The following is a 13,936-nucleotide window of genomic DNA, read 5'->3' on the forward strand; positions in this document are numbered from 1 at the left end:
GGACGGTGAAACACCCCTCTGTCAAGACTGTCTCTCCTTGCGAGGAGGGCTTATCCTGTCGCCCGAATTGTGAATTTCCAGGGTCGTTAACCCCGCCCGCCGTTCTTTCGGGAGCCGGCGTCGGCACGGCTTTTCGTTGGAATCTTCATTGGTAAAGGCGCGACAGGCAGTCGTCGCGCAGGCCCTGGGCCAACCCTATTCCGGACCGCCGGCTCGCCGTCGGTCCCCTCTTTCAGATCAAGGGAGATCCGCATGCACACCGACCTGACCCGCGAGCAAGCCCAGCAGGGCCGCCCGGCGCAAGACGACAGCCAGGACCTGGGCGCCACCGCCCCCGGTCAACTGCGCGTCATCAAGCGCAACGGTACCGTCGTCCCCTACACCGACGACAAGATCACCGTGGCCATCAGCAAGGCTTTCCTCGCCGTGGAAGGCGGTACCGCCGCGGCCTCTTCGCGCATCCACACCACCGTCAAGCAGCTCACCGACCAGGTCAGCAGCACCTTCAAGCGCCGCATGCCGTCCGGTGGCACCATCCACATCGAAGAGATCCAGGACCAGGTCGAACTGGCCCTGATGCGCGCTGGCGAGCAAAAGGTCGCCCGCAGCTACGTGATCTACCGTGAAGCCCGCAGCCAGGAGCGCAAGCAAGGCGCCGCCAGCGACATCGCCGAGCCGCACCCGAGCATCCGCGTGACCAAGGCCGACGGCACCACCCAGCCGCTGGACATGGGCCGCCTGAACACCATCATCAGCGAAGCCTGCGAAGGCCTCGAAGAGGTGAACGGCGAGCTGATCCAGAAGGAAACCCTGAAGAACCTGTACGACGGCGTGGCCGAGAAGGACGTCAACACCGCCCTGGTGATGACCGCCCGTACCCTGGTCGAGCGCGAGCCCAACTACTCCTACGTCACCGCCCGCCTACTGCTGGACAGCCTGCGCGCCGAAGGCCTGAGCTTCCTTGGCGTGGCCGAATCCGCCACCCACCACGAGATGGCCGACCTCTACGCCAAGGCCCTGCCCGCCTACGTCGCCAAAGGCGTGGAGCTGGAGCTGCTGGACCCGAAACTGGCCACCTTCGACCTGGCCAAGCTGGGCGCCGCCATCGATCACGAGCGTGACCAGCAGTTCACCTACCTGGGTCTGCAGACCCTGTACGACCGCTACTTCCTGCACAGCCACGGCACCCGCTTCGAGCTGCCGCAGCTGTTCTTCATGCGCGTGGCCATGGGCCTGGCGCACATGGAGAAGGACAAGGAAGCCCGCGCCATCGAGTTCTACAACCTGCTGGCCAGCTTCGACTACATGGCGTCCACCCCGACCCTGTTCAACGCCGGCACCCTGCGTCCGCAGCTGTCCAGCTGCTACCTGACCACCGTGCCCGACGACCTGTCCGGCATCTATGGCGCCATCCACGATAACGCCATGCTCTCCAAGTTCGCTGGCGGCCTGGGCAACGACTGGACTCCGGTGCGCGCGCTGGGCTCCTACATCAAGGGTACCAACGGCAAGAGCCAGGGCGTCGTGCCCTTCCTCAAGGTGGTCAATGACACCGCCGTGGCGGTCAACCAGGGCGGCAAGCGCAAGGGCGCGGTCTGCGCCTACCTGGAAACCTGGCACCTGGACATCGAGGAATTCCTCGAGCTGCGCAAGAACACCGGTGACGACCGTCGGCGTACCCACGACATGAACACCGCCAACTGGATCCCCGACCTGTTCATGAAGCGTGTCTTCGAGGACGGCAACTGGACTCTGTTCTCCCCCGCCGACGTGCCCGATCTGCACGATCTCTACGGCAAGGCCTTCGAAGAGCGCTACGAGTACTACGAAGCCCTGACCGAGTACGGCAAGCTCAAGCTGCACAAGACCATCAAGGCCAAGGACCTCTGGCGCAAGATGCTGTCCATGCTGTTCGAGACCGGCCACCCGTGGCTGACCTTCAAGGACCCGTGCAACCTGCGCAGCCCGCAGCAGCACGTGGGCGTGGTGCACAGCTCCAACCTCTGCACCGAGATCACCCTGAACACCAACAAGGACGAGATCGCCGTGTGCAACCTGGGTTCGGTGAACCTGGTGAACCACATCGTCGACGGCAAGCTGGACACCGCCAAGGTCGCCCGCACCGTCAAAACCGCCGTGCGCATGCTCGACAACGTCATCGACATCAACTACTACTCGGTGCCCCAGGCGGAGAACTCCAACCTCAAGCACCGTCCGGTCGGCATGGGCATCATGGGCTTCCAGGATGCGCTGTATCTGCAGCACATCGCCTACGGTTCGGATGCCGCCGTACAGTTCGCCGACACCTCCATGGAAGTGATCAGCTACTACGCCATCCAGGCCTCCTGTGACCTGGCCGAAGAGCGTGGCAGCTACTCCAGCTTCCAGGGTTCGCTGTGGTCCCAGGGCATCCTGCCGATCGACTCCGAGAAGCGCCTGATCGAAGAGCGCGGCGCCAAGTACATCGAGGTCGACCTGTCCGAGACCCTGGACTGGGCCCCGCTGCGCGAGCGTGCCAAGAAGGGCATCCGCAACTCCAACATCATGGCCATCGCGCCGACCGCGACCATCGCCAACATCACCGGCGTGTCCCAGTCGATCGAGCCGACCTACCAGAACCTCTATGTGAAGTCGAACCTCTCGGGCGAATTCACCGTCATCAACCCCTACCTGGTACGCGACCTCAAGGCCCGCGGCCTGTGGGACTCGGTGATGGTCAACGACCTCAAGTACTACGACGGCTCCGTGCAGCAGATCGAGCGCATCCCGCAGGATCTGAAGGACCTGTACGCCACCGCCTTCGAAGTGGAGACCAAGTGGATCGTCGAGGCCGCCAGCCGTCGCCAGAAGTGGATCGACCAGGCCCAGTCGCTGAACCTGTACATCGCCGGCGCCTCGGGCAAGAAGCTCGACGTGACCTACCGCATGGCCTGGTTCCGCGGTCTGAAGACCACCTACTACCTCCGTGCCCTGGCCGCCACCAGCACCGAGAAGTCGACCATCAACACCGGCAAGCTGAACGCCGTGAGCGCCGACCCCATCACCGGCGTCCAGGCCAGCGCAGCGCCCGCCCCGGCCCAGAAGGTCGAAGCCGCTCCGGCCCCCGCACCGGCTCCGGTGCCCAAGGCCTGCAGCCTCGACGACCCCGAGTGCGAAGCCTGCCAGTAACACCCAGCCCTCTCTAGCAGAGGGCCGCTCTCCATCCCCTCTCCCTCAGGGAGAGGGCTAGGGTGAGGGCCACCCCACACCCAAAGCTCCAGATCCCCTCTCCCCCGGGAGAGGGCTAGGGCGAGGGCCACGCCGCCCCGCCCCCACCACACAGCCACCCAGGAGACACCCCATGCTGAACTGGGAAGAATTCGACAAAGACGACGACACCACCACCGCCAAGCCCGCCCAGGCCGCTGGCCAGCAAGCCCCGGCCCAGACCGAGCGCCTGGATTCCGAAGGCGACGCCCTGGTCCATGACGCCCGTGCCCTGTCCGCCGATGACTCCGATGCCGTGGCCCGCGCCAAGGCCGCGCTGAACGAGCTGGACATCCAGGAAGGCCTGGACGATCTGGAAGGCTCCTCCGCCCGCGTGCACGTCGGCGACAAGCAGATGATCAACGCCCGCGCCGACCTCAACCAGCTCGTGCCCTTCAAGTACGACTGGGCCTGGCAGAAGTATCTGGATGGTTGCGCCAACCACTGGATGCCCCAGGAAGTGAACATGAACGCCGACATCGCGACCTGGAAGAGCGCGGACGGCCTCACCGAGGACGAGCGCCGCATCGTCAAGCGTAACCTCGGCTTCTTCTCCACCGCCGACTCCCTGGTCGCCAACAACCTGGTGCTGGCCGTCTACCGCCTGATCACCAACCCCGAGTGCCGCCAGTACATCCTGCGCCAGGCCTTCGAAGAGGCGATCCACACCCACGCCTACCAGTACTGCATCGAATCGCTGGGCATGGATGAAGGCGAGATCTTCAACATGTACCACGAGATCCCGAGCGTCGCGAAGAAGGCGAGCTGGGGCCTGAAGTACACCCGCTCCATCTCCGACCCCGAGTTCAAGACCGGCACCCCGGAGACCGATCGCCAGTTCCTCAAGAACCTGATCGCCTACTACTGCGTACTGGAAGGCATCTTCTTCTACTGCGGCTTCACCCAGATCCTCTCCATGGGCCGCCGCAACAAGATGACCGGCACCGCCGAGCAGTTCCAATACATCCTGCGCGACGAGTCCATGCACCTGAACTTCGGCATCGACATGATCAACCAGATCAAGATCGAGAACCCCCATCTGTGGGATGCTCAGATGAAGGACGAAGCCACCCAGATGATCCTCCAGGGTACCCAGCTGGAGATCGAATACGCCCGCGACACCATGCCCCGCGGCGTGCTGGGCATGAACGCGGCGATGATGGAGGACTACCTCAAGTTCATCGCCAACCGCCGCCTGACCCAAATCGGCCTCAAGGAAGAATACCCGGGCGCCACCAACCCCTTCCCCTGGATGAGCGAGATCATGGATCTCAAGAAGGAGAAGAACTTCTTCGAGACGCGGGTGATCGAGTATCAGACGGGTGGGGCGTTGAGCTGGGATTGAGCTCCAGGCAGAGCACACAACTCCTATGACAAATAGAACCCTCGCTATAGCGAGGGTTTTTCTTTTATAACACCACAAAAGCCTGTACTTGCAAGCCTTTGGCTACACCGCTACGATCAAGAAGTGCCCATGGAGGAAATCAAATGCAAACTAAAAATGATGGCCTGCCAGAGTTTCTTCAAGACTACGGCTCTCTACTAAGCCATTTCCAAGGACAAATGGAAGGACTAAATACCGTTGAAATGGGCGATAAGTTCGCCGAACTAGCGGAGCACCTAATACCACACACGGAACCAGGCGCAGATTTTGAGCGAGCCACAAAGTCCAAAAAAAGCTGGGACAAAGGTGTCGATTTAATTTTTCAAAACAAAGAAAATAGCGAAATAGAATTAAGAGTCCAAGCAAAATATACAATATCAGGAATTGATGACTTAGATATAATTTTTAGTAAATTTCAAGAGTATGAATCAAATAGAAACAACAGCTCACAAGGGGAGTTGGATCTTAGTGGAATAGAGCACTCGAATCATCCTCCAAAGGATTGCTACCTAATAATAACGGCATCTAAAGCCTCAACCTTAATTGAAAAATTTTCGAAGAGCCTGCGCCCTTCAAAATTTTTTCTCGAAAAAATAAAAAAAGAAAAAAGATTTTCAATAATAGATGGACTGGAAATTCTTCACACTATTCAGTCCATTTACAAAAGTGTGTATATTCGACCACAGAGCACGTCTATTTCTTTCGACAATGCATATATAAAGATCAATAACGTCTATATAGGTGCACTACCTTGTAGCGAGCTCAGAAAGATTTATGAAGAATCTGGAGACGCTATATTTTTTGAAAACATTAGGGAATGGCTAGGATTCCAAGGTAAAAAAGTCAAATCTGGTGGCGTTCGCGAGACAGTTAACGAAGCTATTGCATCCACACTGGAAGAGTCGCCGGAGAAAATGCTCGAACGCAATAATGGCATTGTAATCCGAGCATCCAAAGTAAACGAAACTTCCGGCTTTTCACTAAACCTCGAACAAGCCAGCATTGTAAATGGCTGTCAGACTACGATGAGCATTTTCTTCGTTAACCCAAGCTCGGGACATGTTCTTACAAAAATAGTAGAGACCGAAGACTCTTGGGAAATAGCAAAAGCAGCAAACTTCCAAACCGAGATTGAAAGGATCGAGCTAGAGCTTGCCAGATACCTTAGACCCCAACTAGCAAGAGCTGTCGGCGCTGAAAATAATTTCAAATTTGACAACCAAGTAGCAACAGGAGGGAAATCAGCATTCTCCCTACTTGACCAAGTTTACAAAGATGAAATCTGCTACGATGAATTAAAATCCATATTTATAGGTCTATTTTCTCGCTCCGCAAACAACGCAATATCTCCAAACTACACAGAGCTAAGAATCGACTTACTGCAAAGCTTTGAAAGAGACCCTGAAAAGTCGAGCTTCCTTGAGTCCCTTTTCATACTCCACAACAAATCCTCCAACGCAATGGAAACACTAAAAGACGGGCTTTTAAAGCCTGAAATAACCGACTTATTCAGAAGATTCTGGCGAGAAGACAAGCCTTCGTATAGGGCATTTGTAGCTTTGCTTGCGATATTTAGCTCCCTTGAAAAAAGGGACAGACGCTTTGAGAGTTACAGCGAACTGAAAAAGGGAATAACATCTCTTGCAGGCCAAATTGAAGCAGACCCATCCACCTACATAGAAACTTACATAAAAGCTTTCAAAACAATTGCCTTAGATGTCTTAAAAGGAAAAGAAGATAAAGACAAAATACTTCAAAGCATGTATCACCACATAGGCTCCATGAACTTTGAGAACGCCTTGCTATCGATGTCACTCCTTTAAAAATTTAACCAATAGCAAATCTAAAAACCTAACACCCAACACCCAACACCCAACACCCATATAAATATAGATAGAGCAAACAGTACAAGCCTTTCCCATCGACAAGTTTAATTCAAAGGTTGTTTCGTCACTACGTGCTAGCATCTATTATCTCGAAAAAACGTCACCATTTTCTACACATGAAAGCCTAATGCAGCGCCATAGTCGTCAAGGACGAACCCATGCCCCGCTGGACCGACCAACCCGCCACTGATACGGATGCCGTCTTCGACTTCATCCTCCAATTCTCCGGCACCGTCTTGCGGCGTCATGCTTCGCTCCTGGCCAAGGTACTGCCGCCGGCCCTGGGCTTCGGGATGTTCCTGGCCTATTTCGCCCGTAATCACTTCTATCCCAGCTTCGATCTCTTTCAGTTTTCGTCGCTATTGCTGGCGGCTGCCTGCCTGGGCTTTCTGACCATTGGCGCCTTCGTTGCCGCGCTGTTCCTGCCTGGGGCCTGGGTTTATTACCGCTTCATCAATACGCCGGCGATCAAGGAAGACATCACCTACGCCCTGCCCTATCGCGGCGAGGGGCGCTTTCGCAAGATCATGCTGTTGATGACGCTGGTGTTCTTCGTACCCTATCTGCTGGCGGGGTTCAGCGATGCGGTCATCCTCTTCGTCGATCCTGAGCTGTTCACCAGCGTTGCCTTTCTTGCGCCTATTCCCATCACGCTACTGGCGGGCATTGCCGTACAAGGCCTGTTCGACTTGCGCCGCTTCAGCTTCCTGAAGTTCGTCTGGGAGGCTTACCTGTCAACGATGGTCGTCGGCCTATTCATTGTCTGGATGCTGGCCCAGGCCTATCCGCTGGTGAGCGATTGGCAGCCGCTGCTCAAGTGGGGCGCTCTGGCCATCGCCCCCTTCATTATCAGCTTCGTCGTGACGATGACGTCCATGGTGTTCATCGCCGGCTGGAATGCAGCACTGATGTTTTCCCTGTTCTTCGCGCTCTTTCTGGCCGGCTATGGCGGTGTGCTCACCACCCTGCCCGAGACCATGGTGAAGACGCTAGGCCTGGGTAACTACCAGGCCAAGGCCATCGTGCTGGATGCCTCCTATTGCGCCAAGGAGCAGCCCAAGTTGCTGCCCACCAACGAGCAGTGCGTGCTGCAGGATGTGGAGGTGGTCTGGTCGTTGGGTGAGGCCTTCGTGCTGCGGCTGGCGGATGGCAGTACGGCGCGGTTGCCGGCGTCGGCGATTCGGGCGTTGGTGAAGCCCTAGGCGAAGATGAGGTTCAGCCTTCGCCATACCTCGGTCCACGGCTAGTCGCGGGCAAGACCATAGCGAGCGCCTGAATGTGCGTAGGAGGGACAACGCGAAGCTTGTCCGCCAGGGGTGCTCGATCGGAGCGTCTACGTGGAAAAGGCTGCGCCGTTTTCCACCCTACGCAAGGCTGGCATGCCGTAATTTGCGGATGGCCCCATGGTGGCGAGAGGTGCTCTGGCAAGATCCTGCTGCGGAAGGCACTGAGCCCTTAGTACCCCGCTGCGCCCCGTTTGGCCGAAATCACGCCTTCCCTTTGCCACCCTTGGCGACGGGCTGGGAGGGGCCGGCCTTGACGAAGGCCAGGATGACGTCGCGCACGACCTTGCGCTGCTCCGCCGGCAGTTTGAGGAAGGCCTCGATGGCCTCGCGTTCGGGATAGAGTTCGGGGGTTTCCCAGTTGCCCCGGGTTTCGCGAATCGCGGTCTGCGCCTGTTCGCCGAAGCGCAGGACCTGGGGTTCGATCTGCAGCCACTGGGCCAGGACCTGGAGCTTGTCCTGGGCGGGGATGGACTTGCCGCGCAGCCAGCGGGAGACCGCCTGGAAGGTGACGGAGCGCCCCCAGTAACGGGAGTTGAATTCGCGCTCCAGGACCGCGGGGCGGTCGGGGTAACCGGCCGCGAGCATGGCGTTGCGCAGGCGCTGGGCGAAGTCGGCTTTATCGTTCATGGAGGCGGACGTTAAGGTCCGCTTCAGCTCCACATTGAACATTCGATTGCGCAAAAAATGAAATTCATGATTTCATTCGAGCTCACAGAGGTGCTTTCCCAGCGTCTAGACCGGGGATCTCCCACGTGCAAGCGGATAGTCTTCCGCCTTATCTTGGCTACGGAGGTAATGGAATGCCTACGTCTCATCTCATGCACTTCGCCGGTCGTCCCCTGCGCATCTACCAGTTCTTCGATGGCCAGCTCTGGTTCGATTGCCGCGACGTGGCCAAGGTGTTGGGTTATCCGGATGCGCTCGAGGCCATGCGTGTCCACTGCAACCGCAACGGCATCCACTTGGGTAGCGGCGATCGGCCCACTATGCTGATCGACCTCCCCAACACGATGCGTCTGCTGATCGGCAGCTCCAGCGAACACGCCGAACGCTTCGAGGAATGGCTGCGACACGATTGCCTGAACCGCTTCTTCTGCCGTCTCCTGCTGCCTAGCGAAGGCCAGGTAACGGTCGACGCCCAGCCACTCATCCGTCTCTGCTGGCGCGACCAGTACTGGGTGAAGCTGTCCGACGTCGCCGAGGCGCTCGGGCCGCGCTTGCGCCTCGGCCGGCCGAGTTGAACAGGCTGCGGTAGCCAGCACCTTCAGCTTCGTCACCTCACGCCTGGCGGGTCAGCCCGTCTCCAGCGAATCTCTTCAAGAGCCTGTCTTTTCAGCCGATAGATATACTCAGCCTGTCGCTATCGGCGGGGCAGCTTTCCCAGAGACTCCATAGCGCACGCAGCATATCAGACGTCAGACGGAGCGCTCACAGGGGTTAAACTGGCTTTATCCGTCAGGTTTCGTTCGGTCTGAGGTCGCCTGGCACCGTTCCAGTCAGTGATTGACCGCTCTTGCCCGTTGCAAAGGTTCGCCCCGCCCATGGCACTCGATGCCCCTACCATGCTGACCCTCACCATCGCCCTGGCGGCCGCTGCGGCCGGCTATCTGGCCGTCGAGTGGCGGGCGGTGCGCGAGTCGGCGTTGTTGTACTGGAGCACGGGTTTCGCCCTCATTTCCGTAGGCAGCACGCTCGCCCTATTGCGCAGCCAGGGGCAGGTGCTGGTAGGAATCTGGTTCGCCAATGGTCTGCTGATCTTCGTGCACGGTCTCTTCTTGCTTGGCGTGGCCCGCTTTACCGGGCGTCGCCTGAGCCTGGGCTGGTGGGCCTTCGCGCTGATCTGGCTGGGGTTGTTGCTACTGCCCAGCCAGCCCTGGTGGTCCAAGGTAATGCTGGTGGCGCAATCGCTGATGGTCGGCGTCCTGGCGGTGCGGGCGAGCCTGCTGCTGCGGCGGCGTCATGCGGGCGAGCGACAACTGCGCCTGGTCCTGCTGGCCCACGGACTCTTCTACTTCGCCAAGACGATTCCGCCGCTGACGCCCGGGACCCTGATCAATCTGGAATCCTATCGCGGCGCGATCATCCAGATTTCCCTGGTGGAAGGCGTGATGGCGGTGATGCTGATCGCCTTATCGATGACTGGCACGGTGCGCTATCGCCGCGAGCGCCGTATCGAGCAGCTGGCCGGCAGCGATCCTCTCACCGGACTCTACAATCGCCGTGCCCTGGAGGCGGAAGCACCCTCGTTGTTCGGCCAGGCGACACCCGAGTGCCCAGGCGCCCTGTTGCTGATCGATCTGGACAACTTCAAGCTGGCGAACGACCTGCACGGCCACGCGGCGGGTGATGAGCTGCTGATCGCCACGAGTGACCTCCTGCGCACCACCCTGCCCCAGTACGCCTTGGCGGCGCGGCTGGGAGGTGACGAATTCGTGGTGATGCTGGCCGAGACGAGCGAGGCCGAGGTGATGCGCCTAGCGGAAACGCTGCGCACAGCCTTCAATCCCCTGGCTGCACAACGCTGCGACACGCCCGAGCCGATCACCCTGAGCATTGGTGCCGTACTGTTCGACCAGCCGCCGGAGAGCCTGGCGACTTTGCTGGAGCGCGGTGATGGGGCGCTCTACGAAGCCAAGCGTGGCGGGCGGGATGGCCTGCGGATCAGTGCGGGGTGATGGGTGACGGCGGGATAATCGCTTAGGCTTGAGCGACTTACCGAGCGGAGTCGCCATGCCCATCGCCCTCGAATCCCCCGATCAACCTGAGGTGATCGCCCTGATCGCCGAGCTGGACGCCTATCAGGACGGGCTTTATCCGCCGGAGAGTCGCTACGCCCTGGATCTCGCATCGCTGCTGCAACCGAACGTGTTGTTCATGGTGGCGCGTGACGAGAGCGGCTGCGCCTTAGGTTGTGGGGCCATGGTGTTGCATGACGGTTATGGTGAGATCAAGCGGATGTATGTGAGCCCGGCAGCGCGGGGCCAGGGATTGGGTAGGCGTTTGCTCGCTCGACTGGAGGCTGAAGCGGTCACGACAGGATGCGAGCGGGCGATGCTGGAGACCGGTCCTTACCAACCCGAGGCGTTGGCGTTGTATGCCGCGGCGGGCTACGAGCGGTGCGGGCCTTTTGGTGGGTATCGGGATGATCCGTTGAGTGTGTTTATGGAGAAGCGGTTGGTGACGATGGAGCCATAAGGCTGACGATGAATCGGTGAGAGTGGAAAAGGCTGCGCCGTTTTCCACGCTACGGGGTCCGGGCGGTAGGGTGGACAACGCGAAGCTTGTCCACGCGGGGTCTTGGGGTCACACAGGGGTGTGATCAGTGGAAAAGGCTGCGCCGTTTTCCACGCTACGGAGCCTGGGCGGTAGGGTGGACAACGCGAAGCTTGTCCACGCGGATCTTGGGGTCAGGGTTGCTGGCGACCAGGGGAAAAGGCTGCGCCGTTTTCCAGGCTACGGAGTGAACTCCGCCACTAGAAACTCCACGAAACTCCTCACTGTCACCGACCGCCATCTCGTCTGGGGATAGAGCGCATTCAGCGGGCGGGTGAGTTCCTGCCCCTGGAACAGGCGTACCAGGCGACCCTCGGCGACGTCGTCCTGTAGCAGAAAAGCCGGCTGGAGGATGATGCCGAGGCCCTGCAAGGCGGCGAGGCGCAGGGCGGGGCCGTTGCTCAGGTGCAGGCGGCCGGGTGGTAGTGGGCCGAAGGTGGCGCCGGTCTGGGTGCGCCATTGGGCCAGGGCGCGGGGGTCCATGCCAAGGCAGTCGTGAGCTTCCAGATCGGCCAGTCGCTCCGGAGTGCCGCGGCGCGCCAGGTAAGCCGGTGCGGCGCAGCACCACACCACATAGGGTGCCAGCGATCGCGCCACCAGGGAGGAGTCGGCCAGTTCGCCGATGCGGATGGCGATGTCGATGCCCTCTTCTACCAAGTCCTGCACCCTGTCGCTCAACGTCAGGTCGAGGGTGACCTGGGGATGGCGCTCCAGGTAATCCCCGAGTCGTGGCGTGAGGCCGTAGGTGCCGAAGGATACTGGTGCGGAGACACACAGGATGCCAGCCGGGGCCAGGCGCTGGGTTTCGGCCTGGCGGTCGGTGTCGGCGACCAGGGCGAGAATCTCGCGGCAGCGGGCGTAGTAGCCCTCGCCGAAGGCGGTCAGCCGCTGCCGCCGGGTGGTGCGCACCAGCAATTGCAGGCCGAGGCGCTTTTCCAGGGCGCGTAGGTGATTGCCGGCCATGGTCGGTGAGATGCCCTGGGCTTGGGCGGCGGCGGCCAGGCTGCCGCGTTCCACCACGGCGACGAACACCTGCATGCTGTCGAGCAGATCCATTCCACACTCCTGATGAGGAATCCTCGCACTTTAGCGGCGTTTATCTCATCTGGGTGCTAGGTGAGGCTAGCCGTGTGCTGAGCGGCGATGACCTTGTTGGACTGCGGTGCTCAGCCAGCCGCGTGGAAAAGGCTGCGCCGTTTTCCACCCTACACGACTGTTGGGCTTCGCTGTGCTCAGCCCAACCTACGAAAGCCCTAACTTCTGGAGAATCGATCATGGATCTGCAACTGCACGAGCGTACCGCGCTGGTCACCGGCGCCAGCATGGGCATAGGCGTTGGTGTCGCCCGGGTCCTGGCGGCGGAAGGCGTTCGGCTGGCCATTACCGCGCGGCGGCGTGAGGCCCTGGAGGAACTGGCCGAGGAGATAGCCGCAGCGGGGCATCCCAAGCCGCTGGTGATCGTTGCGGATATCACCGACGCCGAAGGCATCCAGCGCCTGGCGCGGGAAGCCGAACAGGGATTGGGCCGGGTAGACATCCTGGTCAATACCGCTGGTGGCCACCGCAATTTGCCCCTGGATGCGGGGGACGATCTCTGGCAGGAGGCTTTCGATCTGAACTTCGCTTCCGCCCGCCGTCTGACCCAGGCGCTGCTAGGCGGGATGCGCGAAAGGCGCTGGGGACGCATCGTCAATTTCAGCGGCTCGATGGAACCCCGGGAAGTCGGGGCTTCAGGAGCGGCCAAGGCCGCGATCCAATTCTGGTCCAAGGGCCTGGCGAGTCAGTTGGCGGCTGAGGGCATCACGGTCAACACCATCGCCCCGGGGCGGATCAACTCCGAGCAGATCCTGCAGCGGCTGCACCCGACGCCCGCGGCGCGCCAGGCCTTTATCGACCGCCATATCCCCATCGGCTATTTCGGCGAGCCGGAGGACGTAGGCTATCTGGTGGCCTTTCTCGCCTCGCCACTGGCGCGCTATCTCACCGGTGAAGTGATCGCGGTGGATGGCGGGATGCACGCCTACGCCCACTAACGCCCTCTAGCGTTTGACGCAGGCGAACAGGGCATTGCCCGTCTCGCCGTCCCAGGGTTCGATGCGCTGGTAGTCGTGCTCCAGCACCTGGACCTCGAAGCGCGGCTCCAGCAGCGCCAGCAGTTCGGGGAAGTCCACCGCCACCATGGGGTGTTCGTCCTGCCAGGTCTGGCGCTCACCCGCGTGGTGGCGCTCGATGCGCAGGCGGAGCTGCTGGCGCTCGCCCTCGCCTGGGTAGTGCCAGGCAGAGGCGAAATTGAAGTGACCATCCGCCCGCTCGACGCTGTGGCCGACGCTGGAGCCATTGTCGATACGGCGCTTGTCGACGGCGTTGAAGCAGAACAGGCCGCCCGGGGTCAGGGCCGCCTGGACCCGCGCCAGGCAAGCCTGGAGCCGTGCCAGGCTGCCGCTGTAGTGCAGGGAGTAGAGAAAGCAGGTGATCAGATCGACCGGCTGCTCCAGCTCGAAGGCGCACATGTCCTGGCAGGAGAACTGCGCTTCCGGGCAGCGCAGTGCGGCCTGGGCCAGCATCGGCGGATTGAGGTCCAGACCGCTGCTCTGAAAGCCGGCATCGAGGAAATGCCTGACATGGGGCCCGGTGCCGCAGGCGAGATCCAGATGGCGGGTGCCGCCGTTGCCGAACAGCCGCTGCAGGCGCAGTACCGCCTGGCTCTGGGCCCCGTAGTCGATGTCGGCGCAGAGCAGGTCGTAGTAGGCCGAGAGGTCGGTGTAGAGGGCGGTGGCGGACATCGCAGGGGCTCGGGGCGGGGGACGCGGGCGCGCATCTTAGTCGGTTTTCGTAATGGCCGAACCCTTATACTGGCGTTT

At 60.4% G+C, this 13,936-nt stretch carries 11 protein-coding genes; 8 read left to right on the forward strand and 3 right to left on the reverse strand.

The window, feature by feature from the left end:
- The first annotated feature begins 252 nt into the window (after positions 1-252).
- The 4 genes from FAZ11_RS04900 (at position 253) to FAZ11_RS04915 (ending at position 7,718) form a co-directional block, all read left to right on the forward strand.
- Complete coding sequence (locus FAZ11_RS04900; protein ID WP_058761544.1) at positions 253-3,168, forward strand: ribonucleoside-diphosphate reductase subunit alpha; 2,916 nt, start codon at positions 253-255, stop codon at positions 3,166-3,168.
- 172 nt (positions 3,169-3,340) lie between these two features.
- On the forward strand, positions 3,341-4,591 hold the full coding sequence (locus FAZ11_RS04905) for a ribonucleotide-diphosphate reductase subunit beta (protein ID WP_058773641.1): 1,251 nt from the start codon (positions 3,341-3,343) through the stop codon (positions 4,589-4,591).
- Between the two features lie 143 nt (positions 4,592-4,734).
- Positions 4,735-6,453 carry an AIPR family protein gene (locus FAZ11_RS04910; protein WP_081320045.1) on the forward strand — a complete coding sequence of 573 codons (1,719 nt, stop codon included), beginning with the start codon at positions 4,735-4,737 and terminating at the stop codon, positions 6,451-6,453.
- Between the two features lie 221 nt (positions 6,454-6,674).
- Complete coding sequence (locus FAZ11_RS04915; protein ID WP_058773640.1) at positions 6,675-7,718, forward strand: hypothetical protein; 1,044 nt, start codon at positions 6,675-6,677, stop codon at positions 7,716-7,718.
- A 285-nt stretch (positions 7,719-8,003) separates the two neighbouring features.
- On the opposite strand, the gene FAZ11_RS04920 is transcribed toward FAZ11_RS04915, so the two are convergent.
- Positions 8,004-8,429, reverse strand: a complete 426-nt coding sequence (locus tag FAZ11_RS04920) for a transcriptional regulator (protein ID WP_058768528.1) — start codon at positions 8,427-8,429, stop codon at positions 8,004-8,006.
- A gap of 173 nt (positions 8,430-8,602) precedes the next feature.
- Here FAZ11_RS04920 and FAZ11_RS04925 point away from each other — a divergent pair, with 173 nt between their 5' ends.
- The 3 genes from FAZ11_RS04925 to FAZ11_RS04935 all read left to right on the forward strand — a co-directional run bounded on the left by FAZ11_RS04925 (position 8,603) and on the right by FAZ11_RS04935 (position 10,997).
- Positions 8,603-9,043 carry a BRO-N domain-containing protein gene (locus FAZ11_RS04925; protein ID WP_081320044.1) on the forward strand — a complete coding sequence of 147 codons (441 nt, stop codon included), beginning with the start codon at positions 8,603-8,605 and terminating at the stop codon, positions 9,041-9,043.
- Positions 9,044-9,343: 300 nt separating this feature from the next.
- Complete coding sequence (locus FAZ11_RS04930) at positions 9,344-10,477, forward strand: GGDEF domain-containing protein (protein ID WP_058773638.1); 1,134 nt, start codon at positions 9,344-9,346, stop codon at positions 10,475-10,477.
- A gap of 55 nt (positions 10,478-10,532) precedes the next feature.
- Positions 10,533-10,997 carry a GNAT family N-acetyltransferase gene (locus FAZ11_RS04935; protein ID WP_058773637.1) on the forward strand — a complete coding sequence of 155 codons (465 nt, stop codon included), beginning with the start codon at positions 10,533-10,535 and terminating at the stop codon, positions 10,995-10,997.
- Positions 10,998-11,255: 258 nt separating this feature from the next.
- Here the strand turns inward: FAZ11_RS04935 and FAZ11_RS04940 are convergent, their stop codons facing one another.
- The gene (locus tag FAZ11_RS04940; RefSeq protein WP_137279169.1) at positions 11,256-12,131 is read right to left on the reverse strand and encodes a LysR family transcriptional regulator; all 876 of its coding nucleotides are present in this window, start codon (positions 12,129-12,131) and stop codon (positions 11,256-11,258) included.
- A gap of 218 nt (positions 12,132-12,349) precedes the next feature.
- On the opposite strand from FAZ11_RS04940, the gene FAZ11_RS04945 reads away from it, so the two are divergent.
- Complete coding sequence (locus FAZ11_RS04945) at positions 12,350-13,108, forward strand: SDR family oxidoreductase (protein ID WP_058773635.1); 759 nt, start codon at positions 12,350-12,352, stop codon at positions 13,106-13,108.
- Positions 13,109-13,114: 6 nt separating this feature from the next.
- On the opposite strand, the gene FAZ11_RS04950 is transcribed toward FAZ11_RS04945, so the two are convergent.
- The gene (locus FAZ11_RS04950; RefSeq protein WP_058773634.1) at positions 13,115-13,858 is read right to left on the reverse strand and encodes a class I SAM-dependent DNA methyltransferase; all 744 of its coding nucleotides are present in this window, start codon (positions 13,856-13,858) and stop codon (positions 13,115-13,117) included.
- Positions 13,859-13,936: the final 78 nt, after the last annotated feature.

This window comes from Pseudomonas rhizoryzae, from assembly GCF_005250615.1.
Taxonomy (GTDB): domain Bacteria; phylum Pseudomonadota; class Gammaproteobacteria; order Pseudomonadales; family Pseudomonadaceae; genus Chryseomonas; species Chryseomonas rhizoryzae.

Bases quoted from the DNA above. Each gene is read 5' to 3' on its own strand.
- FAZ11_RS04930 (WP_058773638.1), top strand. From the start codon at position 9,344: ATGGCACTCGATGCCCCTACCATGCTGACCCTCACCATCGCCCTGGCG.
- FAZ11_RS04905 (WP_058773641.1), top strand. From the start codon at position 3,341: ATGCTGAACTGGGAAGAATTCGACAAAGACGACGACACCACCACCGCC.
- FAZ11_RS04910 (WP_081320045.1), top strand. From the start codon at position 4,735: ATGCAAACTAAAAATGATGGCCTGCCAGAGTTTCTTCAAGACTACGGC.
- FAZ11_RS04935 (WP_058773637.1), top strand. From the start codon at position 10,533: ATGCCCATCGCCCTCGAATCCCCCGATCAACCTGAGGTGATCGCCCTG.
- FAZ11_RS04940 (WP_137279169.1), bottom strand. From the start codon at position 12,131: ATGGATCTGCTCGACAGCATGCAGGTGTTCGTCGCCGTGGTGGAACGC.
- FAZ11_RS04920 (WP_058768528.1), bottom strand. From the start codon at position 8,429: ATGAACGATAAAGCCGACTTCGCCCAGCGCCTGCGCAACGCCATGCTC.
- FAZ11_RS04945 (WP_058773635.1), top strand. From the start codon at position 12,350: ATGGATCTGCAACTGCACGAGCGTACCGCGCTGGTCACCGGCGCCAGC.
- FAZ11_RS04950 (WP_058773634.1), bottom strand. From the start codon at position 13,858: ATGTCCGCCACCGCCCTCTACACCGACCTCTCGGCCTACTACGACCTG.
- FAZ11_RS04925 (WP_081320044.1), top strand. From the start codon at position 8,603: ATGCCTACGTCTCATCTCATGCACTTCGCCGGTCGTCCCCTGCGCATC.
- FAZ11_RS04915 (WP_058773640.1), top strand. From the start codon at position 6,675: ATGCCCCGCTGGACCGACCAACCCGCCACTGATACGGATGCCGTCTTC.
- FAZ11_RS04900 (WP_058761544.1), top strand. From the start codon at position 253: ATGCACACCGACCTGACCCGCGAGCAAGCCCAGCAGGGCCGCCCGGCG.